Consider the following 23,725-nt stretch of genomic DNA (forward strand, 5'->3'; position numbering starts at 1 on the left):
TGCGCTGAACGGGTGGCGGCAAACGGGTCGATCTTGTAAAAAATAGGTGCAGAACGCTTGCGCTCCGAGCGTGACCGACCTCGGATAGTTACCTCAAGTTTTCAGCCCGATCGAGCGCACCCCCGCTCATTTGGTTATCCTGATGCGCGACGGACAGCAGTACGGGTCCTACCCACACCCACGGTCCGTCCCGGGACGAGCCGGTCTACCACGGCCCGCTCCCGCACCAGGAAGGGCGCCACCGCGACCGAGGTTTTCCAGCCAGACCCGAGCGGGCGTCAGGTGCCGGAGCGCAGACTGACCGGAATTGCCCGAGGGTGACCCGACACATAAGGAGTGCGCGGTGACACCGGAGAAGACGAATCGCGATCAACGCCCCAAGGAACGCAAGGACCGCGCCGGCCGTCGGCCCGGCGAGATCGGCAGCCTCGACGTGTGGGCCCGGTCGGCCCCGATCCGCCTCGCGGGCTACGAGGACGACCTCGCCGAGCCCCACATCCTGCCCAGCGTGGACTGAGCGGGAGTCCTTGGCGCATGGGCGTGCGGGACCCACGCCCATGCGGTGACGATCCGCCGCACCGCCGCGGCCCCTCCGCGATCACCGCCGACGCCGCCCCACGAGGGCGGGGCCGCATCCGATCGCCCGCGGCCGGCCCGGCCCCTCGCGTCACCCGGCCGGTTCGTACTCGAACCAGATCCGGTGCGTGCCGTCCTCGTCGACCACGATGCCTCCCGTCCCGGTGATCCCGGCCAGCCCGCCGGTGCCGCTGCCGGGTACGACGACGAAGTACGCGCTGTCCGTGCCCCGGCCCGTGGTCGTCATGCTGTGGGCGAAGTTGAAGGTGCCGGACACGCCGTGCAGGGCCCCGTCGAAGGACTCCATGGCCACATAGGTGCCGCTGCCCGTGCTCTCCCCGTACGCCGAGGTGAACAACGTGGCCGAGCGGCCCGTGATCTCGCCCTCGTACCGCTTCTCCATCGTGGCGAAGCCCACGGGGACCCCGGTCTCGATCCCCGGCTGCGGGACAGGCGCGGGAGTGAACTCGGCCACCTTGAACGTTCCTGATGCTCGCATGCACCGGAGCGTAGGGGACCCCACTGACAACGCCCCGGACCTGCGACGACACCGGGCCGACGAGGCCCTCCGGACGACAGCGGGCTGACGAAGCCCTCTAGTCGAGCGGCGCCGTCCGCCGCCAGGGGTGCAGCTCCTCCAGCTGTCCCGCGACATCCAGCAGGTCCGCCTCCGACCCCGGACGCGCCACCAGCTGCACCGCGCACGGCGCGCCCGAGGGCAGGGAGCCGAAGGGGACGGCCATGGCGGGCCAGCCCGTCAGGTTCCACGGCGGCGTCATCGGTGAATAGGCGCTGTTGGCCGCGATGTTGCGCAGCCAGTTCCGCTCGTGCCAGGGCGCGGACCTCGGCGAGCGGCGGGCCAGCGCGGGCATCAGCAGCACGTCGTGCTCGGCGAAGAACGGCTCCAGCCTGCGCCGCAGCGCCTCCCGACTCGCCCCCGTCCGTACGCCCGCCACGAAGCGCCGGCCGACCGCCGCGTGCGTCCGGGTGCGACGGGCCAGCAGCCGGGTGTCGAGCCCCTGCGCGTCCACCGACGTCCCCGCCGTCCAGTGGGCGATCGAGGTCAGGCTCAGCGACAGGGGGTAGGGCGGATCGGCGGGCCGCACCCGGTGCCCGGCGCCGGCCAGCAGCCGCGCCGCCTCCCGGACCGCCTGGGCGTACGGCCTGGCGACGGTCACCCCGGCGAGCGGGCTGCGCAGGGACACCGCCACCGAGTGCGGCGCGGGCTCCTCGCGGTGGGGGACCTCGGCGTCGGCGAGCACCGAGAGCATCAGCCGGGCGTCCGCGACGGTGGTGGCCAGCGGGCCGTTCTCCGACATGCCGAACCAGTCGCCGTCACTGATCCCGGCCGGCACCTTCCCGTGCCCCGGCTTGATGGTGACCAGGCCGCAGTTGGCCGCCGGTATGCGCAGCGAGCCCATCCCGTCGTTGCCCAGCGCGAGCGGCGTGAAGGCCGCCGCCACCGCCGCCGCGCTGCCGCCGGAGGAGCCGCCCGCGGTGCGCGCGGTGTCCCAGGGGTTGCGGGAGGTGCCGTGGACGCCCTCGGTGGTGCCGAACACGCACAGCTCCGGCACGTTCGTCAGGCCCACCACCACCGCGCCCGCCGCCCGCAGCCGGGCGACCGTCACATGGTCCTCCGCGGCCGGTGTCACCGGTGTGGCCGCGGAGCCGATCCGCATCGACTCGCCCCGCACCGCCAGGTTGTCCTTGACCGCCACCGGCACCCCCGCCAGCGGCAGTTCGCCCAGGTCGTCCCGTGCCCCGACCTCGTCCGCCTCGGCGAGCGCCGCCCGGGCCCGGACCACGCGGAAGGCCCCGATCCGCCCGTCCAGCCGCTCGATCCGCGCCAGATGCTCCGCCACCACCTCCCGCGGCGTCACCCGCTTCTCCCGTACGGCGGCGGCTATGTCGACGGCGGTCCGGCCCACCCAACTGGTCACGGCGGCTCCTCAGGACGGTGGCTACTGGCGAGTACGTAGGGAGAACTCTGCCTCTGCGCGGGTCGTACGTCGAGAGTCCGGAGCCCGGTTCACGCGCCCACGGACAGCGGGGACGTGCGGCACGGTTCGAAGCGCGCGCGGCGGGGGAGCTGTACATCTCGTCGGCCCCCGTGACCGTGACCCACGCCCGTCAGCAGCGAGACGACCCACGGAGCACCTCATGCATGACGACCGCACTCTCGTCGAGGCCCGGCTGCGGCGCGTCCTCGACGAGCGCGTCCGACCCGCCGTGTACCCCGAGTCCGTGCCGCTGGAGGTGGCCGTCTGGCACGCCCCGGACGAGCCGGTTCCGGTGGCCGAGGGGCTCGCGGCCGAACCCGGGCCGATCGGGGTGGGAGCCCGGTGGGGCGCCCCCTGGGGCACCAGCTGGTTCCGGGTCACGGGGACCGTGCCGAGGGAGTGGGCCGGGCGGACCGTCGAGGCGCTCCTGGACCTCGGCTTCGACGAGAACATGCCCGGCTTCCAGTGCGAGGGCCTCGTCTACCGCCCCGACGGCACCCCCGTGAAGGGCCTCAACCCGCGCAACCAGTGGGTGCGGATCGGCTCACCCGTCGCCGGCGGCGAGGAGGTGCGGCTGCACGTCGAGGCCGCCTCCAACCCCGTCGTACTCGGCTACCACCCCTTCAGGCCCACGCAGTTGGGCGACAAGGAGACGGCCGGCGACGAGCCGCAGTACACGCTGACCCGGATGGACCTCGCCGTGTTCGACCGGGCGGTGTGGGAGCTGGTGCTCGATCTGGAGGTGCTGGGCGAGCTGATGGCCGAGCTGCCCGTGGACGCGCCGCGCCGCTGGGAGATCCTGCGGGCCGTGGAACAGGCACTGGACGCGATCGACCTCCAGGACGTCAACGGCACCGCGGAACGGGCCCGTTCGCTGCTGCGCCCCGCGCTCGCCGTGCCCGCCGCGCCCTCCGCGCACCGCATCAGCGCCGTCGGTCACGCGCACATCGACTCGGCCTGGCTGTGGCCGCTGCGCGAGACGGTCCGCAAGGTGGCCCGGACCACGGCGAACATGACGGCCCTGCTGGAGGACGAGCCGGACTTCGTGTTCGCCATGTCGCAGGCACAGCAGTGGGCGTGGGTGAAGGAGCACCGGCCGGAGGTGTGGGCGCGTGTGCGCAAGGCGGTGGAGGACGGCCGGTTCGTGCCGGCCGGCGGGATGTGGGTGGAGTCGGACACCAACATGCCGGGGTCGGAGGCGATGGCCCGTCAGTTCGTGCACGGGAAGCGGTTCTTCCTCGACGAGTTCGGCATCGAGAACGACGAGGCCTGGCTGCCCGACACCTTCGGCTTCGCCGCCGGTCTGCCGCAGATCATCAGGGCGGCCGGCTCCAGGCGGCTGCTGACGCAGAAGATCTCCTGGTCGCGGACCAACAGGTTCCCGCACCACACCTTCTGGTGGGAGGGCATCGACGGCACCCGGATCTTCACCCACTTCCCGCCCGTCGACACCTACAACTGCTCGATGCGCGGCGGCGAGATCGCCCACGCGGTGCGCAACTTCAGGGACAAGGGCGCCGCCCGCCGCTCCCTCGCCCCCACCGGCTGGGGCGACGGGGGCGGCGGCACCACCCGGGAGATGGTCGCCAAGGCCGCCCGGCTGCGGAACCTGGAGGGCTCGGCGACCGTCGAGTGGGAGACCCCGGCGGCGTTCTTCGCCAAGGCCGAGGCCGAGTACCCCGAGCCGCCCGTCTGGGTCGGCGAGCTCTACCTCGAACTCCACCGCGCCACCCTCACCAGCCAGGCGCGGACCAAACAGGGCAACCGGCGCAGCGAACACCTCCTGCGCGAGGCCGAACTGTGGGCGGCGACGGCCGCCGTGCGCACCGGATACCCCTATCCCTACGAGGAGTTGGACCGGATCTGGAAGACGGTTCTGCTCCACCAGTTCCACGACATCCTGCCCGGCTCCTCCATCGCCTGGGTGCACCGCGAGGCCCGCCGGACCTACGCCCGCGTGGCGGAGGAACTGAACGGCATCGTCGACGCGGCCCAGCGCGCCTTGGCCGGCGAGGGCGGCCGCGAACTCGCCTTCAACGCCGCCCCGCACAGCCGGGGCGGCGTCCCCGCGGGCGGAGCCGGCACTCCCGCCGAGCCCCCGCCCGCGACCCGTGCACTCCGCCCCGAGGGCGGCTTCGTGCTCGACAACGGGTTGCTCCGGGTCGAGATCGACGCCGCGGGGCTGGTCGTCTCCGCGTACGACGTCGAGGCCGACCGGGAGACCGTCGCGCCGGGCCGGGCGGCGAACCTGCTCCAGCTGCACCCGGACTTCCCGAACATGTGGGACGCCTGGGACGTCGACCGGTTCTACCGCAACACGGTCACCGACCTCACCGACGCCGACGAGGTCACGGCCGCCGACGACGGCGCCCGTGTGCGGGTCGTGCGCACCTTCGGCGCCTCCCGCGTCACCCAGCTGCTCACCCTGGCACCGGGTGAACGACGGCTCGTGCTCGACACCGAGGTCGACTGGCACGAGACGGAGAAGTTCCTGAAACTGGCGTTCCCGCTGGACGTGCACGCCGAACGGTACGCGTCGGAGACCCAGTTCGGGCATGTGCACCGGCCCACCCACACCAACACCAGTTGGGAGGCGGCCAAGTTCGAGGCCTGCAACCACCGGTTCGTGCATGTGGCGGAGCCCGGCTGGGGCGTCGCCGTCGTCAACGACTCCACGTACGGCCACGACGTGACCCGCACCGTCCGCACCGACGGCGACCTCGGTACGACCACCACGGTCCGGGCCTCGCTGCTGCGCGCGCCCCGCTTCCCGGACCCCGAGACCGACCAGGGCGTGCACCGGTTCCGGCACGCCCTGCTGCCGGGCGCGGGGATCGGTGACGCCGTCCGCGAGGGCTGGCGGCTGAACCTGCCGGAACGCCGGCTCACCGGCGCGCACGAGATCGAGCCCCTGGTGGCCGTCGACCAGGACGCGGTCGTGGTCACTGCGGTGAAGCTGGCCGACGACGGCAGCGGTGACGTGGTGGTCCGCTTCCACGAGGCCCACGGAGGCCGCTGCCGCGCCGTGCTCACGCCCGGCTTCGGCGTGGCGGGGGTGCAGGCCACGGACCTGCTGGAACGGCCCCTGCCCGAGGCGGCCGGGCCACGGCTCGACGGCGGCCGGATCGCCGTACGTCTGCGGCCGTTCGAGCTGATGACCCTGCGGCTGAGGCGGACCGCCGGTGAGGTGTGACCGCCGGGCCGGTCCCGCGGAACCGGGTGCCCGGCCCCTCAGCCCCGGCGTACGGGTCACTCGGCCCCGGCGGAGCCGCCTCTCAGCCCCGGCGGACCGGCCCCTCCAGCCGCGTCGGCGGCAGATACTCCCGTACGTACGTCCGCTCCCAGCACGCCCCCGTCTCCCGCAGCTCCCGCCACGTCGTGTACCGGTAACGGAAGAGACGGGCCCGTACGAACCTCGGCGGTGTGCCGGGCGGGAACGGTGAACGGCGCAGCAGCTTCAGGGTCGCCCGGTCGTCCTCCAGCAGGCGTTCGACCAGCGCCCCGAACCAGGCACCGGCGTAGCCGGGGGACAGCCCCGCGAACCACATCAGCCAGTCGAGGCGCAGATGGTAGGGCGCGAACTGCCGGGGCCAGCGCCGGGGATCACCCGGCTTGCCCTTGAACTCGTACTCCCGCCAGTCGGACTCGGCGCGCGGGCTGTCGTCCAGGGTGCCCTCGATCACCACCTCGTAGCGGATCTGGTTGACGCTGCCGAACGCGCCGTAGGTGTTGACCAGGTGCAACGGGTCGAAGGAGCGGTTCATGACCTGGCGCCGGGAGATCATGTTCAGCACCGGGTGGTAGCTGAGGAACACGATCAGCGCGGCGACGGCGAGCACCGTCACCTCGTACCAGAGCGGGGCGTCCGGCACGGACGGCGGGTCGGCCGGGAACCGCACCGCCGACAGGGCCAGCACGATGGTGATCCAGTTCAGCCAGGCGAAGTTGCCGGACAGGACCAGCCAGAGCTGGGTCACGATCATCAGCGCGGCGGCGGCCGAAGCGATCGGCTGCGGGGTGAACAGCAGGACGGGGACGCCGAGTTGCACGACATGGTTGGCGGCGACCTCGACGCGGTGCAGCGGACGCGGCAGATGATGGAAGAACCAGCTCAGCGGGCCCGGCATCGGCTGGGTCTCGTGGTGGTAGTCGAGGCACGTCAGCTTTCGCCAGCAGGCGTCCCCGCGCATCTTGATCAGACCCGCCCCGAACTCCACCCGGAACAGGATCCAGCGCAGCAGGAACAGCACCACGACCGGCGGGGCCACCTCGTCGTTGCCGAGGAACACGGCGAGGAAGCCGACCTCCAGCAGCAGGGACTCCCAGCCGAACGCGTACCAGGTCTGGCCGACGTTGACGACCGACAGATACAGCACCCACGGCACCAGCCACAGCAGCATCCCGCCCCACAGCGGCAGCCAGGAGTCCAGCCCGGCGAGCAGCGCCACGGACACCGCGCAGCCCGTCCACACCCAGGCCGCGAAGAAGCGGTCGGAGTAGTGGAGTTGAAACACGCTGGGCGCGTCACGGAACCGCACCCGGGCGACGAAACGGGGGACGGGCAGCATGCCGCGCTCGCCCATCAGCGCCCGGAACTGCAGGGCCGCCGTCAGGAACGCCATCAGATACACCGCGGCCAGGGCCCGCTGGAAGACCAGCCGGCTCAGCCAGTAGCCGGACTCGGTGAACCAGTCCACGGCCGTAGCTCCTCTCCTCCGGCGGGCCCGGATCTCCTCCGCTCCGGCAGGCCCGGACCGGTCACAGCGCGTGTCCGCATGCTCCGCTTGCGTAACCCAAGTGAGTGAAGCAAACAATGGTGAGGTATTGCCCGAAACGAGGCGGGAGAACGTGGTGCCCTCACCCATCCGAACCCTCGTCACCGCGTGTGCGCTCCTGGCGGCGCTGGTCGTCGCCGGCTGTGCCGGCGCTGACACCGAGCCGGGCGAGGCGGGCGGCGAGGTCTTCCTCCAGCCGGCCGCGGCCCAGGGCCCCGACCCGTTCACGGCCTCCACGGCCGACCCGACGGCGAAGCCCGCGCCCGCCACCCCGACGCCACGCGGCTCCGAACCCCTCGCCCGGCCACGCCTCGTCTCCGGAGCCACGCCCGGTCTGTACGGCGGCACCGAAGGGGTCGGCAGCTGTGACGTGGGGCGCCAGATCGGCCACCTCACCGCGGACCCGGCCAAGGCGCGTGCCTTCGCCGAGGTCGAGGGCATCGGCGCACAGGCCGTCCCCGGCTATCTGCGCGGCCTGACCCCGGTGCAGCTGCGCGCCGACACCCGGGTCACCAACCACGGCTGGCGCGACGGCCGTACGACGGTCTACCAGTCGGTCCTCCAGGCCGGCACCGCCGTCCTCGTCGACACGAGGGGAGTGCCCCGGGTGCGCTGCGCCTGCGGCAACCCCCTGCTGCCGCCGGCCGGGGCGGGCGGGCCCGAGTCGACCGCCGGCACGGCCTGGTCCGGCTACCGCCCGGCCGAGGTGGTCGTGGTGACCCCGGCGCCGAAGGTGATCACCCACATCACCATCGTCGACGTCGTCAACGACACCTGGATCGAGCGGCGGTGCGGCCGCGACGCCCGCCACGACCGTCCGGTGGCCCCGCCCGCCTGGGTGACCCGGCCCCCGTCCCCGAGCGGGTCGGACAGCCCTGGCGCGAGCCCGAGCACCTCCGGCACCGGCACCCCGGGCGAGGGCACCTCGCCCCCCGGCCGGCCCGACCCGGATCGGTCCGGCCCCGACTCCTCGAGCCCGAGCGCTCCCCGCGAGGACCTGCGGGACGGGAACAGCACGTCCCCCGACGCCTCGGAGCCCGGCGCCTCCGAGCCCGGCGAGTCCCCGGCCGACTGCCTCGTGACGCCGACCGTGACGGTCACTCCGGGCGCCACCCCCTCGGCCGCGCCGCCCACCGCGACCGCCACCGCCTGCCCGACGGCCACGGTGACCGCGACGCCCCCCGGCGCCCGTCCGCCGAGCGAGCCCGGCACCGGTACGTCGCCCGGCGGCGGTGTCGGACCGCAGACCGTCCCGGACTCCCCCGACCTGCCCGACGGCGGCGGCCTGATCCCCGAGGACCCGGCCGCGCCCCGGGCCACCGGGATCGTCTTCGGCAGCCCCCTCGGCTTCCTCGGCGGGTGAGAAGGCCACCCGTGGCGGGGTCGCCCGGCCGGCAGGCCCCGCTCGTGGAATCGGTCGAATCCTGGCAAGGTGGGCCCATGGCTGATCGGGGAGCGGGCACGATGTCACTCCCGGACGACTGGCCCGACCACGCGAACGCGATCCTCGCGCTCAACCGCATGGGCAGCTTCGACTGGGACCTGGACGCGGGCCTGATGGTGATGGACGCCCAGGCACACGCGATCTTCGACATCCTCCCCGAGGAGTACGACGACCGCCCCGAGACCCTCGCCGTCCGCGTGCCGCCCAACGAGGCCCGCAGGCTGGACGCCACCGTCTCGCAGGCCCTCAAGGACGGCAGCGAGAACTACGGCGCCTACTTCCGCATCCGCCGCCGCGACGGCACCCAGCAGTGGACCCACACCCAGGGCTACATCCGGCGCGACGAGACCGGCCGGCCCCGCCGGATCATCGGTGTCGTCCGTGACGCCACCCAGGAACTCGCCGACATCGCGACCCGCCGTGAACGGCTCGAGCAGGACACGGCACTGCGCGAGCAGACCAATGTCGTCCAGCTGACCACGGCCGCCCTCGCCCACGCCCGCACCGTCCAGGACGTCATCGACGTCCTCAAGGACACCCACGGGCTCACCCACCTCGGCGCCACCAGCCTGGTGATGGGCCTGGTCGAGGCGGGCCGCGTCCGGCTGATCGCCGAGGGACCCGCGGGCAGTTTCGTCGCCGGCACCGACGTCACCGGCATCGACGAGCCGTACCCGATGAACGAGGTCGTACGGACCCTCAGCCCCCGCTTCATCGAGTCCCCCGAGGAGTTCGCGGCCGGCTATCCGATCCTGTGGCCGCACATCACCGACCTGAGGATCACCTCGGCCGCCTATCTGCCGCTGATCGTGCAGGCCCGCCCGATCGGCGCGATGGGCCTGCTCTACAACGACCGCCGCGGCTTCACCACCGAGGAACGCAACATCCTCGTCGCGCTCGGCAGCAGCATCGCCCAGAGCCTGCAACGGGCCATGTTCTACGAGCAGGAGAAGGACATCGCCCAGGGCCTCCAGCAGGCCATGCTGCCGCGCACCATCCCCAGCGTGCGCGGCGCCGACGTCGCCGTCCGCTACCGCGCCGCCGCCATCGGCGGCTCCCAGGGCCGGGACATCGGCGGCGACTGGTACGACCTCATCCCGCTGCCCGGCGGCCGCGTCGGCGCCGTCATCGGGGACGTCCAGGGCCACGACACGCACGCCGCCGCCGTCATGGGCCAGCTCCGGATCGTGCTGCGCGCCTACGCCGCCGAGGGCCACACCCCGGCCACCGTGATGGCCCGCGCCTCCGTCTTCCTGCACGAACTCGACACCGACCGCTTCGCCACCTGCCTCTACGCCGAGGCCGACCTGGCCACCGGAGTGGTCCAGGTGGTGCGCGCCGGGCACATCGACCCGCTGCTGCGCCACGCGGACCGCTCCTGCCGCCGGATCCCCGTCGCGGGCGGGCTGCCGCTCGGGCTGTCGGCGGAGTTCGGCAGCCTGGAGTACCCGGTCTCCACTGTCGAGCTCGACCCCGGGCACACCCTGCTGCTGTGCACCGACGGCCTGGTGGAGAAGCCGGGCTCCGACCTTGACGACGGCATGCGCACCCTCACGGCGCTCATCGCCTCGGGCCCCGAGGACGTGCGCCGCCTCGCCGACATGCTCATCGACCTCGCCGAGGAGCGCGGCGGCGACGACGACGTGGCCCTGCTCCTGCTGCACCGGCGCGGCCTGGACGTGCCCGTGGGCGGCGGGCGGCTCCAGCAGCATGTGGCCCCCGGCGACCCGGAGGCCCTGCACGAGGCGCGGCACATGGTCCGTGCCGCCGTGCACACCTGGGGTGCCCGGGACCGCGCCGACGAGATCGAACTCATCGCCGACGAACTGATCACCAACGCCCTGATGCACACCGAGGGCGCCGCGATCGTCACCCTGCGGGCCCTGGCCGGCGGCCGGCGGCTGCGGGTCGAGGTCGAGGACTCCTCCAGCGCGCTGCCGCGCCGCCGTGAGGCGGGGGAGTCCGGGGTCTCCGGCCGCGGACTGCTCCTGGTCGACCTGCTCACCGACGACTGGGGCGTGGAGGCCCGCGGCGGCGGCAAGTGCGTGTGGTGCGAGTTCGACGTACCGGAGAGCGACCGGCGGCGGCCCAACAGGCGGAGGTGAGCGCCGCGCCGGGGGCCGCACCCGGATGTCCGGCGAGGCGCGCGGACCCGAGCATCGGGCGGGGGCGCCGTCGTTCGCCCGGTCGTGCGGACTTGAGCACCGGGCGGGGGCGCCGCCGTCCGCCCGGCTGTGCGGACCTGAGCGTTCCGCTCCCTGATGGCACCCTGGACCTATGCCGGAACTCCCCGAGGTCGAAGCGCTGAAGGACTTCCTCACCGAGCACCTGACCGGTCATGAGATCGTCCGCGCGCTACCTGTCGCGATCAGCGTCCTGAAGACGTACGACCCCCCGCTCTCGGCCCTCGAGGGCCGCACGGTCACCGGCGTCGGACGGCGTGGCAAGTTCCTGGCCCTGGCCACCGACGGCGGCCCGCACCTGGTCACCCATCTCGCCCGCGCGGGCTGGCTCCAGTGGAAGGACCGCCTCCCGGACGGCATGCCCAAGCCCGGCAAGGGGCCGCTCGCCCTGCGCGTCGCCCTGGAGACGGGCGCGGGCTTCGACCTGACCGAGGCCGGCACCCAGAAGCGCCTCGCGGTGTACGTCGTCCAGGACCCCGGGGAGGTCCCCGGCATCGCCCGGCTCGGCCCCGACCCGCTCGCCGACGGCTTCGACGAGGCCGCGTTCGCCGCGCTGCTGAAGGACGAGCGCCGCCAGATCAAGGGCGCCCTGCGCGACCAGAGCCTGATCGCCGGTGTGGGCAACGCCTACAGCGACGAGATCCTGCACGCGGCGAGGATGTCCCCCTTCAAACTGGCCGCCAAGCTGACCCCGGAGGAGACCCGCACCCTCTACACGGCCCTGCGCGAAACCCTGACCGAGGCGGTCGAGCGGTCCCGGGGCCTGGCCGCGGGGCGGCTGAAGGCCGAGAAGAAGAGCGGACTGCGCGTCCACGGCCGCACCGGCGAAGCCTGTCCGGTCTGCGGCGACACCATCCGCGAGGTCTCCTTCAGCGACTCCTCCCTCCAGTACTGCCCCACCTGCCAGACCGGCGGCAAACCGCTCGCGGACCGCCGGATGTCCCGGCTGCTGAAGTGACCCGGGCCGGCGTGTCAGCGGGGTGTCCTAGCCTGGTCCGTACGTGATCAGTGCCCGCACGCACCGCACCGGGAGGCCCCAGTGAGCACTCTGCCCGACCGTCCGCACACCGCCGTGCTCGTCATCGACTTCCAGAAGGACGTGGTGGCGTCGGCGCACGACCGCGAGGGAGTCACCGCCAACATCGCCGCCCTGGTCGACCGCGCCAGGGCCGAGGACGTGCCGGTGGTGTGGGTGCAGCACTCGGACGAGCAGCTGACCCGGGACAGCGAGGGCTGGGAGTACGTGCCGGAGCTGGTGCGGCGCGACGGCGAGCCCGTCGTGCACAAGCACTTCGGCGACTCCTTCGAGGACACCGAGCTGGAGGAGGTCCTCGCCGAGCGCGGGATCGGCCGGATCTTCGTCACCGGCGCCCAGACCGACGCCTGCATCCGCTCCACCGTCCACGGCGCCTTCACCCGCGGCTACGACGTCTTCCTGGTCGGCGACGCCCACACCACCGAGGACCTCAGCGAGTACGGCGCCCCGTCCCCGGAGCTGGTGATCGCCCACACCAACCTCTACTGGAACGAGCAGAAGGCCCCCGGCCGCAGCGCGGGCACCGTGGCGACGAAGGACGTCGCCTTCAGGGACTGAGCCTCCCTGGGTGCTCCGGGCCGGCTCCGGCGTCAAGAGCCTCTGCGGGGACCGTACGTCACTGCACGGGGATCGTCACCAGCCGCTCCCCGGTCGTCGTGCGCACCTCGTAGCGGGCTATCTCGTCCGGGTGCAGGGCGGCGCCGCCCTCCGTGGAGGTCGGGCGGGCGTCGCGGGCGGAGGCGGTCCAGGTGGTGATCGTCTCCTCGGAGCCGTCGTGCCCGACGGCGACGAGCCGGCACACTCTCGGACCGGCCGCGTCCTTGACCTCCAGCGACACCTCGCTGCCCCACGGTTCGGCCACGGCCGTGACCTGCGCCCACACGCCCGAGCGTTCGTCGGTCGCCTCGACCCGCAGGGGGTCGGTGCCGCGCTCGGCCGTCAGCGCGATCGCCGGCCCGGCCACCGCCAGCACCACCGCGGCGGCCACGGCGTAGAGCGAGCGCCTGCGCCGGGCCCGGGTGCGCGCGGCGACCTCGCCGAGCAGCCGGTCCAGGAGCCGGGGCCCGGGTGCCGCCATGGGGTGCACGGCCCGCGGGGTCGCGGTGCGGTAGAGCATCAGCTGCCGTGTGACGGGACCGAATTCGGTCACATGCGCGCTGCACCGCGGGCACTCCATGAGGTGGTCCTCGAAGCGGAAGGACTCCGCCTCGTCCAGCACGCCGAGCGCGTAGGCGGCGACGTCGCGATGCCGTTCCTGGGACCTCATGCCGAATCCTCGTGCCTTTGAGTGCGGGTGGGGTTACTCCTTGCTCCCATCCGTACGCACCGCACCGCCGAATCACTCAAGCCACGCGCGAATCGGCGCCAAGGGATTCGGAGCCCTCGGGCCCCCGGATTGGTCCCGTCCCGAAAAAGGTCGCAATCGGTTCGGGATCAGGCCCGTCGACGACGCCCGCGGGGGCGCGAAACCGTGTCCCCACGGGGCTGTACGGGCCTGCCGGGCGGGCTTCAGAAGAGGCTGATCGCGAGGTGCCCGAGGGGAAGTCCCAGCTGCCAGGCCGGAGTCCACACCTTCGGGCTGTCGTCCTCGCCGAGGCCTCCGCCGGGGACGGCGTTGAGGTCCGGGGCGAGCAGCTCGGTCTCCTCCAGCCAGCGCCAGGCCGCCGCGGCCAGTTCGAGATCGGGCGCGGGGACCGCGGCGGCCTGCGCCTCCTCGGTGAGCTCGGCCATCCGCGCGCGCACCCAGTCCTGCCAGGGCTGGTCGTAGGCCGTCAGCGACAGCCAGGTCTCCAGCTGGGTGACCACCCGGATCCCGGACAGCTCCCCCTCGGTGTCGGAGAGGAAGACGGTGAGCGCCAGCGCGTCGCGGCCGGCCCGGAACTCGAAGGACGTCGGCGGCATCAGGTCTCCCGACCGCAGCAGCTCGTCGGCGATGTACTCGGCGTACAACCAGGCCATGGGGACGGTCAGTTCCCCTCCGCCGTTGCCGTCGGTGCTCTGATGACCTCTGTGCTGCATCCCTTCCTGCCTTCCTCCGGTGCGTGCGCGTCGCCCGACCCCGGGCCCCGTACTGAAGGGCCCATCCGGAACACGGATGAGGACAGCCGATTACTCAACCGGGGTCCTGGGCAAGGCACTTTACGGAGGCTTGACCCGACCATTGGTTTCACCGCAGGTCGGCCGCGTATCCCGGTAGCACCCGGCGCAGGGCGCGCAGCGCGTAGTAAGCGCGGGACTTCACGGTACCGGGTGGAATGCCGAGGGTTTGCGCGGCTTCCGCCACACTCGCCCCTTGGAAATACACGAGCACCAGGACTTCACGGTGCTCCGGAGTGAGTGTCTTCACAGCCTCGCGCACATCCACGGTCGCGGCCGACCGTTCGGCGTGGTCGGCGCAGACCCGCGCGCTGTCCAGCACGGCGTCCCCGACCTCGGCCGGACGTGCCTGACGGGCCCGCCGCGCGTCGATGGCGAGCCGCCGCGCCACGGTCAGCAGCCAGGGCCGTACGGATTCGAAGGCGTCGGCGCGCAGCGCCTCGGGATGCTGCCAGGCGCGGACCAGGGTCTCCTGCACGAGGTCCTCGGCGCGTTGCCGGTCGCCGTCGCAGAGCCGCAGGAGCAGTGCGAAGAGTGGCCGGCCGTGCTCCCGCTGCAAGGCGGCGAGCTCGTGCTCGGCGGTCGTCGTCCCGGGGGTGAGAGTCGTCACGGCCGTCATGGGCGTATGGCATCGCAGCGATCCGCACCGGGACAGGGCGTGCGCACGGATGTGCGGCGGACGGTCGAACGCGTCGGCGAACGGTTCGACGAACGGTCCCGGACACCTCCATCCGCGCGGACCGGACGGGTTAAAGGGGGTGTGGAGGCCGTTTGGGGTGCCGGTCACCTTCGTACCTATTGGTCAGTAAATATGACCAATATGAGGTGAACGGATGATCGCACGCAGACGGCAGGTCGCCCTCGTCCTGACCGCACTCCTCACCGCGGGCGCCGCATGCCAGGCCCAGCGCCACGAACCCAGAGCCGGACACCCGGCCCCCAGCGCCACCGACCCCCGCGGCTTCACCCTCGTCGCCTCCGGCGATGTCCTGCCGCACAGCTCGATCATCGACCGGGCCCGGTTCGACGCCGGCGGCACGGGCTACGACTTCCGCCCGATGCTGTCCGGGATCGAACCCGTCGTCGCCCGCGCCGACCTGGCGCTGTGTCACATGGAGACCGTCTACGGCGAGAACGGCGACTACACCGGCTACCCCGCCTTCAAGTCCCCGCCCGAGATCGCCCCAGCCCTCGCCGCCACCGGCTACGACGGCTGCTCCACCGCCTCCAACCACAGCCTCGACGACGGCGCGGCGGGCATCCTGCGCACCCTGGACGCCCTCGACCGGGCGGGCGTACGGCACGCGGGGACGGCCCGCACCGAGGCCGAGGCGCGCACGGTCACCGTGCTGCGGGCGGGCACGGCGAAGGTCGCCCACCTGTCCTACACGTACGACACCAACGGCTTCCCGCTGCCCGCCGGACAGCCGTGGGCCGTGAACCTCATCGACGAACAGCGCATGATCACCGACGCCCGTGCGGCCCGGCGGGCGGGCGCCGACGTGGTCGTGGTGTCCGTGCACTGGGGCACCGAGTGGCAGGACGCCCCCGACGACCGGCAGCTCGCCCTGGCCCGCGCCCTCACCGCGTCCCGCACCGGGAGCCGCTCCGACATCGACCTGATCCTCGGCACCCACGCCCATGTCCCGCAGGCCTACGAGAAGGTCAACGGGACCTGGGTGATCTACGGCATGGGCGACCAGATCGCCGGCGAGATGACCAACTACGAAGGCGTCCAGGACCCGCGCGGCAACCAGTCCAGCGTCGGCCGCTTCACCTTCAGCCCGCCGGCCCGGCCGGGCGGCCGCTGGGAGGTCACCAGGGCCGAGTTCGTGCCACAGCTGTTCGACGTCGACGCGGGCCGGGTCGTCGACCTCAACGCCGCGCTCCGCCAGGGCGCCGACGTCAGAGCCGTGCGCGACCGTATCCGTGACGTCGTCCTCAGCCGGGGCGCGGCCCAGGACGGTCTGGTGATGGCGAAGTGACGGCGTCCTGGGGACCGCCGGACACGGGCACCCTAGGGAACCACCGTCACCGGCCACCGCCCGGCCTTCACCAGCCGGATCGCCACCGAACCGACGATGCGGTGGCCGGCCTGCTCCGAGGCGCCGACGACCACGGCGTCCGCCTTGAGCTCGTCGGCCGCCTCCACCAGACCGGCGTAGGGGTCACCGCGGAGGGTGTGGAACTCCCAGCGCACGTCGAATATCCCCTTGACCCGTTCGGCCGCCTCGCGGATCTGCGCCACCAGATCCTCCGCGATCCCGCCCGTCGCCTCCGCCACGGGCGCGCCCAGCGCCGCGCCCGCCGCCAGCACGGGCTGCACGTACACGACCGCGAGCAGCGCGCGCTGCCGCCGGGCCAGACCGCCCGCGTAGGCCGCGGCCCGCAGCGAGGAGTCCGAGCCGTCGACCCCGACCATGATGACCTTGGGGCCGTCGGTGCCCCGCTCGAACCGGTGCTGATCCGTCACAGCCGGAAATCTATCGGAACCCACGACTCCGGCCGCCCCCAGGGAGCCCGCCCCTCCCGGCCGCCCCACGGTCGGGATCATGAGTGCCCCCTCAGGGCGGATCATGACCGCCGTCGTGCGGGCCGGGTCATGAACGCCGACGCGGGCGCCCCGGCTCCCGCCGGGACAGGGTGGTCCGGCCACTGTGTCCTGGCCGGGGCGCCCCTGGCCGCCGACGGCATCCGCCTCACCTGGATGACGATCCGCCCGGCGCTGCCCTTCCCCCGGGGCCGCCGCCGCTGACGCGGCGGGCGGGCTTGTCCGCCCGCCATCTGGTGCGGACGGGGTGGAAGGCGCGTCGGCCGTCCGGCCTCGCCAGTTCGGCCGTGACGGTGTCCGGTTCGATCGCCGTCCCCACGGCGTTGAAGTACCGGTCCTCGTCCACGGAGTGCCAGGAGCGACGGAATCCCGTGTCGACCACCGGATGGCCCAGAAGCTGCGCGAACAGCGGGTAGCGGAGCTCATCGTTGCCGAGGTCGGGCGGGTCGGCGGCGGCGTAGTCGTCGAGGAAGGCCCGGGGGAAGCAGGGGCCGATGCCCAGGCAGCCGTACGGCGTGCCTTCGAAGCCGAAGCCGGAGCGTGCGTAGGCCAGGAGTTCGCGCCATTCCCGGGCCTCCTCCCGCCCCTTGAGCCAGCGCCAGTCGTCACCGATGACGCTCAAGGGGGTCGGGGCGGTCAGGCCCACGGCCTCGACGGGCACCGTGGCGTAGATCCGCTCGAGTGGCTCCGTCAGCAGAAGGTCCCACTCGACGAGATGGAGGACGTCGAAGGGAAGCCGACGGCCGACCTCGCGGTACCAGTCGAGCAGGACCAGGTCGCCGTTCTTCCAGTTCCAGAAGCCGCTGTGGCCGGAGGCGTACAGGCTGTCGAGGCCGAGCAGCGGCCCGCCCGCAAGGCGGAAGGCCGCGCCGCGCGCCCCGCGCGCGCCGCCGAAGAGTCCATGCACCGGGACACGCGGGTTGAGCCCGCGCAACTGCGCCACACGGGTACGGCTGACAAGCGGGTCGCGATGAAACCGGAAGACGACGGCCCGTTCGGTGGACACGGTGCAATTTTAGGCATACAGGACAGTATGTGCATATCGCCATAGAATCGAGTCGTCGCCGGTGACGTGGTTCACCCACCGCCTTCGTTCGGAGGGCCTGAGCATGGACGATTCCCCCGCGCCGCTGCCGGGCACCGCGTTCTACACGGTCGCCGACCGGCGGTTCTTCCCCGGACTGGCGGCCCTGATCAACTCGCTGCGGCTGACGGGCCACGACGAGCCCGTGTTCGTGGTGGACCTCGGTCTCTCGGCCGAGCAGCGGAGCCGGCTCACCGGACACGCAACCCTCGTCGATCCGCCGTCACCCGACGCACCCGCGTGGTTCCTGGCCCCGTTCGGCCCCGAGCGGCACCCGGCGGAGGTGATGGTCCTCATCGACGCGGACATGATCGTCACCCGGCCCTTGACGGAGATCACCCAGGCGGCGCGGCAGGGTCACATCGTGGCGTTCGTCGACTGCCTGCCCAACAGCCGCCGCTTCCACCGGGAGTGGCAGACCACGCTCGGGCTCGGTCCCCTGCGGCGGCAGCCCTATCTGAACGCGGGACTGGTGGCACTTCCGCATCCCCTCGCCGACCGGCTGATGCCACCGTGGACCGAGGGCCAGCGGACCATCGGCCTGGCGCACAGCAGATACGGCAAGGCCACCCTCGACGACCCCTTCTACTTCGCCGACCAGGATGTGCTCAACGCTGTACTCGCCGCCCGGTTCGAGCCCGGGGAACTGGCGGTCATGGAACACCGGCTGGCTCCCCATCCGCCCTTCCCAGGGCTGTCCCTGACCGACCAGAAGCGTCTGACCTGCCGTTACGAGGACGGAACGGAGCCCTTCCTGCTGCACCACGTGCTGGCCAAACCATGGCTCTCGGCGACCCGTGACACCATCTACTCCACCCTCATGACACGGCTGCTGCTGGCCCCCGACGTCGCCCTCCGGCTGGAGCCGGAGACCCTGCCGCTGCGGTTGCGCGTAGGACCGGCCGCCTCCCTCGACCGACGCCGCGCGGATGTCGTGACCCTGATCCACGACCACGGACGTCGCCAGTTGGGCCGCTTCGGCATCCGGACGCGACTGGCCCGTCGGCGTTCACGGCAGGCCGCCCACTGACGCCGGCATGGGTGCCAAGCGGCCACACCGTGAGGACGAGGCCCTCTCGGACCAGGAGCTGAAGCAGCGGGCCAAGGCGGGCGTCTTCCTCGTCAGCACCCGCGGACTCGTCGTCCTTCTGCTGGGATTCGCGGGGAACGTGGTGGTGGCCCGGCTGCTGAACCCCCACGACTTCGGTGTGGTCGCCATCGGCATGTCCTTCGTGCTCTTCGCCGGTCTCGTCTCCGACGGCGGCCTCGGCGCCGGACTGATCCGGCGCCCGGAACCCCCGAGCGACGAGGAACTCGGCGCTCTGAGCGCGCTGCAACTGGGTGTGACGCTGACGATGACCGCCGTCGCCGTGGTGGTCGCGGTGCCGCTCGGCCGGATCGCCTGGGTGACCGCCGTCATGGTCGCCTCGATGCCCTTCGTCGCCCTCCAGTTCCCGGGCCGCATCCTGCTGGAGAGATCCCTGCTCTACCGGCGGCTCGTCGCGGTCGAGATGACCCAGGTGCTGTGTTTCCAGGCGTGGGCGATCGGCACGGTGGTGGCCGGTATCGGAGTGTGGGGGCTCGCCACCGCGACCGTCGTCCGCGCGGTGGCCGGAACGGTCGTGATGGCTTTCGTGTGTCCCGCGGGGCTGGTCCGGCCGCGGCCGGAGCTCCGCCTCGTCAAGCCGCTCGTCGGATTCGGTCTGCGGTTCCAGGCCGTCAGCGCGACCTGGCTGCTGCGTGACCAGGTGCTCAACCTCGGCGTGGCGGCGCTCGGCGGGGTCTCCCAACTCGGCCTGTGGACGCTGGCCAAGCGGTTGATGGAGATTCCCTACCTCGTCATGCAGTCGCTGTGGCGGGTCTCGTTCCCCACGATGTCGCGGCTGTCCACCGATGAGGAACGGTCGGCACGGCTCGTCCAGCAGGCCGTCGACATCGCCTCCGTCGGCATGGGCTTCGTCCTCACCGTGCTGGCTGCTTCCGCCCCGGGTCTGGTGCCCGGTCTCTTCGGCACACAGTGGCGGGAGGCAGCCGTGGTCGTCCCCTGGGCCTGCCTGGGTCTGGCCGTCGGCGGCGTGGTCTCGGTGGCCTGTCAGGGCTATCTCTACGCGATCGGCGACGCGCGGAGCGTGCTGCGGGCGAGTCTGCTGAGCGCCGTCACCTGGCTCGCCGTCGCGCTTGCGCTGCTCGAGCCGCTCGGCGTGATCTCCGTCGGGCTGGGCTGGACTCTGTCCGGGGCCGTCGAGGCCCTGGTCCTCGGCCGTGCCACCAGCCGCAGGATCCCGGTCCGCCTGGTCCGTCCGCTGCTCGCCCCCACCCTCCTCGGGGTGTGCGGTGCCTCGCTGGGGTGGGCGGTGGCCTCGCAGGGCGGCGGCACCCTGGGGTCGGGCGTCGCCGGTGGCGCCTGTGCAGCGGCACTCTTCACAGTCGGCATGGCGCTGGTGGACCTGCCTCTCGTGCGACGGACGTACGGCTTCGCCGCGGGGTCGGTGCAGGCCGCGCTGTCACGTAACCGCCGCGACGAGGTCGAGTGACCTGATCACGGCTTGACCGCGATCCGCCCCTCGTCCATCCGCAGCAGCAACAGCTGTTCCCCGGTCCGTTCCAGGAACTCGTCCACCGCCTGGCGCGCCCCCTGCCAGGTGCCGTAGTCGTCGATGAGCAGGACGCCCCCGGAGGCGAGGCGCGGATAGAGATGCTCCAGCTCGTGCCGGGTGGAGGCGTACCAGTCGGTGTCCAGCCGCAGGATCGAGATCTGTCCGGGCGCGTCCCCGGGGACGGTCTCCTCGACGAGTCCCTGCACGTAGTGGATGCGCTCCTTCGGGTAAGGGATCTGCCCGAAGGCCGACTTGACGTCCTCCAGGCTCGCCACGGCCCGGATCAGACTGTCCTCCTTCGACGCGGCGAGCAACCGGGCGGCGGACTCCCCGTCGAGGCTGCGGTCGTGCTCGGTGGGTGGTGGCATGCCCTCGAAGGTGTCGAACAGGAAAAGGTCGCGGTCGGGGGCACCGAGCGAGAGGAGGGTGCGGGCCACGGCGTGCATGCTGCCGCCCCGCCAGACCCCGCACTCCACGACGGCGCCCGGGATGCGGTGGCGCACCACGTACCGGGTCGCCAGGATGAGCGCGTTGATCCGCTCGGGAGGCGTCATGGAGTACGGCCGCACGGCGTTGATCACCGCTTTGGCCTCCTCGTCGTAGTCCGCCGGGTAGTCGTGCGCCTGATCCGGCGCCGCACGACGGATCTCGAATCCGGTCAGGCGTCCGAGTGTCGCGTTCGCCCTTCTTTTCCATGACATGAGGTCAGACGTTATGTGCGCAGAGGTGACCGGCGTGCCGGCGCGCCCCCGTGTCGCGGCCACTTCCACCGGAGGGCCGCAGCCGGCCTCCCCTGTGGGCCGACCGGGTGGATTCGTGCCGCCGCCCCGGTGTTACCGGGGGGCGTCTGCCCTCGTCCGGGCGACTGATGAGTCATGAAGAAGGATCAGTTGTTCACCAGGCGCCGGGTGTTGATCGCCGGCGTGGCTGCCGCAGGTGCGGCCGGTACGGCCGGTCTGTTCGCGCTGGGCGGCGAGTCCGCCGCCCCTGTCGCCCCCGCGGCCGGTGCCCCCGCCCGCCGTGTCCCCCTCAAGCCCTCCGCCTACCGGCTCCAGCCGCTCACCGGCTACGGGCCCCCGCGCGCCGCCCCGGCCAGGACGCTGGTGCGTCACGAGCCCCTGCTGAGGATCGCGGGCCGCGGCCGCACCATGGTGCTGACCTTCGACGACGGCCCCGACCCCCGCTACACCCCCGACATCCTCGACACGCTGGGCGAGTACGACGTCCGGGCGATGTTCTTCGTGTGCGGGGGGATGGCCGCCGAGAACCCGGACCTGCTGGAGCGGATGGCCGACGAGGGGCATGTGGTGGGGAACCACACCTGGTCGCATCCGCTGCTGACCAAGCTCTCCCGATCCCGTATCCACTCCGAGATGAAACGTACCTGCGACGTCATCGAGGGGGCCGTCGGAGAGCGGCCCGAGTGGTTCCGCGCCCCCTACGGCGCCTGGAACCGCGCGGCCTTCCAGATCGGTGCCGAGCTCGGCATGGAGCCGCTGGCCTGGACCCTGGACACCCTCGACTGGACCACCCCCGGCGCCCGCGCCATCAGCCACCGCGTCGAGAACGGCGCCGCCCCCGGTGTCGTGGTGCTCTCGCACGACGCCGGGGGCGACCGCTCCCAGAGCGTCCGGGCGCTGCGCGCGTATCTGCCGCAACTGCTGGACGCCGGCTACCACGTCACCGTGCCGAGCCGGCAGCACCTCTGACGCCCGGCGCCCGCCCGGGCGGGGATCCGCTCAGCGGACCTCGACCAGGCGGGCGAAGGCGACCACGTTCCCGTCGTAGCCGTTCTGCTGGGAGAAGCCGCCGCCGCAGGTGATGACCCGCAGTTCGGGGGCGCCCTTGGAGGCGTAGACGCGGTCGCCGGGGAAGTTGTTCTTCTCGAACACCTCGATGCCGTAGATCTCGAACACGGCCGTCTTCCCGTCCTTGCGGGCGACCTCGACGCGATTGCCCTTCTTCAGTGCCCCGAGGCCGTAGAAGACCGCCGGGCCCTGCCTGTTGTCCACGTGCCCGACGACGACGGCCGTGCCCTTCTCGCCGGGGGAGACGGCGCCGGTGAACCAGCCCGCCAGATTGGGGTCCTCCGGCGGCGGCGCGCCGACCCAGCCGTCCGCGTCCAGACCGACGGACATCATGGGCGCGTCGACCCGGATCGCCGGGATCCGCACCCGGTCCGGCACGCCGTAGGGCAGCGGGTCCGGGCTCCGGCCGAAGACGCCGTCCACCGCCGTGCGGCCGTCGGCGGCCGCCGCGGACGCCGGCTGCGGCGGACCCACGTCGAATTCCCCGGACCCGTTGCGAATGAGCGCGAGGCCGGTCAGCAGAACAAGCGCTATCACGCCCCAGGGGGCGCGCTTCTTCCGCCGCTCCTCCTCTTCGGCCAGCTCGGACGCAGACATTCGCCATCCCCTCTCGACGCGGCCGTCGCCACGTCATTTCGCGCATACGGGAACGCTAAGTCCCGCGCACGGAACCGGCGACGGGGGAGAGTCGAACGGGTTAAGCGGGGGACGGCCGGTGCGCCATCCGAGTAGCGCGGAACAGGATTTTTCTGACGGTCCGTGACCTGCGGCAATATCCGATTGTGCGCTTGTCTTACGGCGTGTTGCCTCACCAGGACGGACCATTGCCGAAATGCGGTCGTCCGCACGGCATCTGAGGGTCGTTCCGGGAGGCGCTTTCTCGCCGATCGACCGGGGACGGGCCCCGGGGCGTCTTCCGCGGAGGATCACATGCGCAATTCTCGTGCTCTGGCGGTCTCCGCCGCGGCGGTCGCAGCTCTCGGGCTCGCCGCCCCCGCGGCCGTCGCGTGGGACAGTGCCAGCAACATCGTCGCCCTGCCCAGCGTGATCGCGCGCGGCGGCCAGATGACCATCACCGTCGACGGCTGCCCCCAGGGCGGCACGGCGACGTCCAGCGCCTTCCCGTCCACCCACCTGTCGCCCATCAGCGGTGCCAACGAGACATCGAAGGGCACCGCCACCATCAACAACGACGCGGCCCCCGGGTCGTACAGCATCACCGTCAACTGCACCGGCCGTCAGCCGCTCACGCGGGACGCGGCGTTCACCGTCATCGGCGGTGTCCGCGGCGGTCTGGGCGGCAGCAGCACCACCGGCGCCACTCCGACCGACATGGCCATCGGCGGCGGTCTGGTGGCGCTGGCCGCCATCGGCGGCGGCGTGTTCTGGATGCGCCGCCGCGCCGAGAAGCGCGTCTGACACCGCTCACGCACAGCGGGAAAGGGGGGGGGGGGGGGGGGGGGGGGGGGGTGGGGGGGGGGTGGGTGGGGGGGGGGGGGGGGGGGGGGGGGAGGGGGGGGGGGGGTGGTGCGGTCCGCGCGGGAGATGCGCCAGTCGTCGCGGTCGAGGTGCCA

21 protein-coding genes are annotated in these 23,725 nt (G+C 72.5%); 11 read left to right on the forward strand and 10 right to left on the reverse strand.

The features are described 5' to 3' along the window. Positions 1–343 precede the first annotated feature (343 nt). The gene (locus tag ACZ6SQ_RS08435; RefSeq protein WP_386378135.1) at positions 344–517 is read left to right on the forward strand and encodes a hypothetical protein; all 174 of its coding nucleotides are present in this window, start codon (positions 344–346) and stop codon (positions 515–517) included. Positions 518–667: 150 nt separating this feature from the next. Here the strand turns inward: ACZ6SQ_RS08435 and ACZ6SQ_RS08440 are convergent, their stop codons facing one another. Continuing rightward, a complete protein-coding gene (locus tag ACZ6SQ_RS08440) occupies positions 668–1,075 on the reverse strand; it encodes a DUF3224 domain-containing protein (protein ID WP_469558037.1) in 408 nt (135 codons plus the stop codon). Between the two features lie 97 nt (positions 1,076–1,172). After that, positions 1,173–2,516 (reverse strand): amidase, encoded by a 1,344-nt coding sequence (locus ACZ6SQ_RS08445; protein ID WP_469558039.1) that lies wholly within the window; start codon positions 2,514–2,516, stop codon positions 1,173–1,175. A 220-nt stretch (positions 2,517–2,736) separates the two neighbouring features. On the opposite strand from ACZ6SQ_RS08445, the gene ACZ6SQ_RS08450 reads away from it, so the two are divergent. Then, positions 2,737–5,769: an alpha-mannosidase gene (locus tag ACZ6SQ_RS08450; protein ID WP_469558042.1), complete on the forward strand. Its 3,033-nt coding sequence runs from the start codon at positions 2,737–2,739 to the stop codon at positions 5,767–5,769. A gap of 82 nt (positions 5,770–5,851) precedes the next feature. Here ACZ6SQ_RS08450 and ACZ6SQ_RS08455 read toward each other — a convergent pair whose 3' ends face one another. Further along, positions 5,852–7,273, reverse strand: coding sequence for a lipase maturation factor family protein (locus ACZ6SQ_RS08455; protein ID WP_469558044.1), 1,422 nt, complete (start codon positions 7,271–7,273; stop codon positions 5,852–5,854). A 154-nt stretch (positions 7,274–7,427) separates the two neighbouring features. Between ACZ6SQ_RS08455 and ACZ6SQ_RS08460 the strand changes: the two genes are divergently transcribed. The 4 genes from ACZ6SQ_RS08460 to ACZ6SQ_RS08475 all read left to right on the forward strand — a co-directional run bounded on the left by ACZ6SQ_RS08460 (position 7,428) and on the right by ACZ6SQ_RS08475 (position 12,572). After that, complete coding sequence (locus tag ACZ6SQ_RS08460) at positions 7,428–8,714, forward strand: DUF6777 domain-containing protein (RefSeq protein ID WP_469558046.1); 1,287 nt, start codon at positions 7,428–7,430, stop codon at positions 8,712–8,714. Positions 8,715–8,791: 77 nt separating this feature from the next. Further along, positions 8,792–10,900, forward strand: coding sequence for a SpoIIE family protein phosphatase (locus tag ACZ6SQ_RS08465; RefSeq protein WP_469558049.1), 2,109 nt, complete (start codon positions 8,792–8,794; stop codon positions 10,898–10,900). Positions 10,901–11,072: 172 nt separating this feature from the next. Then, on the forward strand, positions 11,073–11,936 hold the full coding sequence (locus tag ACZ6SQ_RS08470) for an Fpg/Nei family DNA glycosylase (protein ID WP_469558051.1): 864 nt from the start codon (positions 11,073–11,075) through the stop codon (positions 11,934–11,936). Positions 11,937–12,017: 81 nt separating this feature from the next. Next, positions 12,018–12,572, forward strand: coding sequence for an isochorismatase family protein (locus ACZ6SQ_RS08475; protein ID WP_469558053.1), 555 nt, complete (start codon positions 12,018–12,020; stop codon positions 12,570–12,572). A gap of 58 nt (positions 12,573–12,630) precedes the next feature. Here the strand turns inward: ACZ6SQ_RS08475 and ACZ6SQ_RS08480 are convergent, their stop codons facing one another. From ACZ6SQ_RS08480 to ACZ6SQ_RS08490, 3 genes are all read right to left on the reverse strand, one after another. Next, a complete protein-coding gene (locus ACZ6SQ_RS08480; protein ID WP_469558055.1) occupies positions 12,631–13,281 on the reverse strand; it encodes a zf-HC2 domain-containing protein in 651 nt (216 codons plus the stop codon). Between the two features lie 242 nt (positions 13,282–13,523). Continuing rightward, positions 13,524–14,033 carry a hypothetical protein gene (locus ACZ6SQ_RS08485; RefSeq protein WP_469558058.1) on the reverse strand — a complete coding sequence of 170 codons (510 nt, stop codon included), beginning with the start codon at positions 14,031–14,033 and terminating at the stop codon, positions 13,524–13,526. A 148-nt stretch (positions 14,034–14,181) separates the two neighbouring features. Continuing rightward, positions 14,182–14,730, reverse strand: a complete 549-nt coding sequence (locus tag ACZ6SQ_RS08490) for a sigma-70 family RNA polymerase sigma factor (protein WP_386378121.1) — start codon at positions 14,728–14,730, stop codon at positions 14,182–14,184. Between the two features lie 214 nt (positions 14,731–14,944). On the opposite strand from ACZ6SQ_RS08490, the gene ACZ6SQ_RS08495 reads away from it, so the two are divergent. Continuing rightward, positions 14,945–16,096, forward strand: a complete 1,152-nt coding sequence (locus tag ACZ6SQ_RS08495; RefSeq protein WP_469558061.1) for a CapA family protein — start codon at positions 14,945–14,947, stop codon at positions 16,094–16,096. Positions 16,097–16,128: 32 nt separating this feature from the next. Here ACZ6SQ_RS08495 and ACZ6SQ_RS08500 read toward each other — a convergent pair whose 3' ends face one another. Both ACZ6SQ_RS08500 and ACZ6SQ_RS08505 read right to left on the reverse strand, forming a co-directional pair. After that, positions 16,129–16,584 (reverse strand): universal stress protein, encoded by a 456-nt coding sequence (locus ACZ6SQ_RS08500; RefSeq protein ID WP_469558062.1) that lies wholly within the window; start codon positions 16,582–16,584, stop codon positions 16,129–16,131. Between the two features lie 226 nt (positions 16,585–16,810). Next, positions 16,811–17,668 carry a hypothetical protein gene (locus ACZ6SQ_RS08505; RefSeq protein WP_469558065.1) on the reverse strand — a complete coding sequence of 286 codons (858 nt, stop codon included), beginning with the start codon at positions 17,666–17,668 and terminating at the stop codon, positions 16,811–16,813. 103 nt (positions 17,669–17,771) lie between these two features. Between ACZ6SQ_RS08505 and ACZ6SQ_RS08510 the strand changes: the two genes are divergently transcribed. Next, positions 17,772–18,776, forward strand: coding sequence for a hypothetical protein (locus ACZ6SQ_RS08510; protein WP_469558068.1), 1,005 nt, complete (start codon positions 17,772–17,774; stop codon positions 18,774–18,776). Positions 18,777–18,783: 7 nt separating this feature from the next. Next, positions 18,784–20,280: an oligosaccharide flippase family protein gene (locus tag ACZ6SQ_RS08515; RefSeq protein WP_469558069.1), complete on the forward strand. Its 1,497-nt coding sequence runs from the start codon at positions 18,784–18,786 to the stop codon at positions 20,278–20,280. A 5-nt stretch (positions 20,281–20,285) separates the two neighbouring features. On the opposite strand, the gene ACZ6SQ_RS08520 is transcribed toward ACZ6SQ_RS08515, so the two are convergent. Then, positions 20,286–21,044, reverse strand: coding sequence for a TylF/MycF/NovP-related O-methyltransferase (locus ACZ6SQ_RS08520; protein WP_469558071.1), 759 nt, complete (start codon positions 21,042–21,044; stop codon positions 20,286–20,288). Between the two features lie 174 nt (positions 21,045–21,218). Here ACZ6SQ_RS08520 and ACZ6SQ_RS08525 point away from each other — a divergent pair, with 174 nt between their 5' ends. Beyond that, positions 21,219–22,052: a polysaccharide deacetylase family protein gene (locus tag ACZ6SQ_RS08525; protein ID WP_469558074.1), complete on the forward strand. Its 834-nt coding sequence runs from the start codon at positions 21,219–21,221 to the stop codon at positions 22,050–22,052. Positions 22,053–22,082: 30 nt separating this feature from the next. Here ACZ6SQ_RS08525 and ACZ6SQ_RS08530 read toward each other — a convergent pair whose 3' ends face one another. Further along, a complete protein-coding gene (locus ACZ6SQ_RS08530; RefSeq protein WP_469558076.1) occupies positions 22,083–22,748 on the reverse strand; it encodes a class F sortase in 666 nt (221 codons plus the stop codon). A gap of 333 nt (positions 22,749–23,081) precedes the next feature. On the opposite strand from ACZ6SQ_RS08530, the gene ACZ6SQ_RS08535 reads away from it, so the two are divergent. Then, positions 23,082–23,570, forward strand: a complete 489-nt coding sequence (locus ACZ6SQ_RS08535) for a hypothetical protein (RefSeq protein ID WP_469558078.1) — start codon at positions 23,082–23,084, stop codon at positions 23,568–23,570. The last annotated feature ends 155 nt before the right edge of the window (positions 23,571–23,725 follow it).

The sequence above is a fragment of the Streptomyces sp. NPDC048600 genome, from assembly GCF_055587025.1.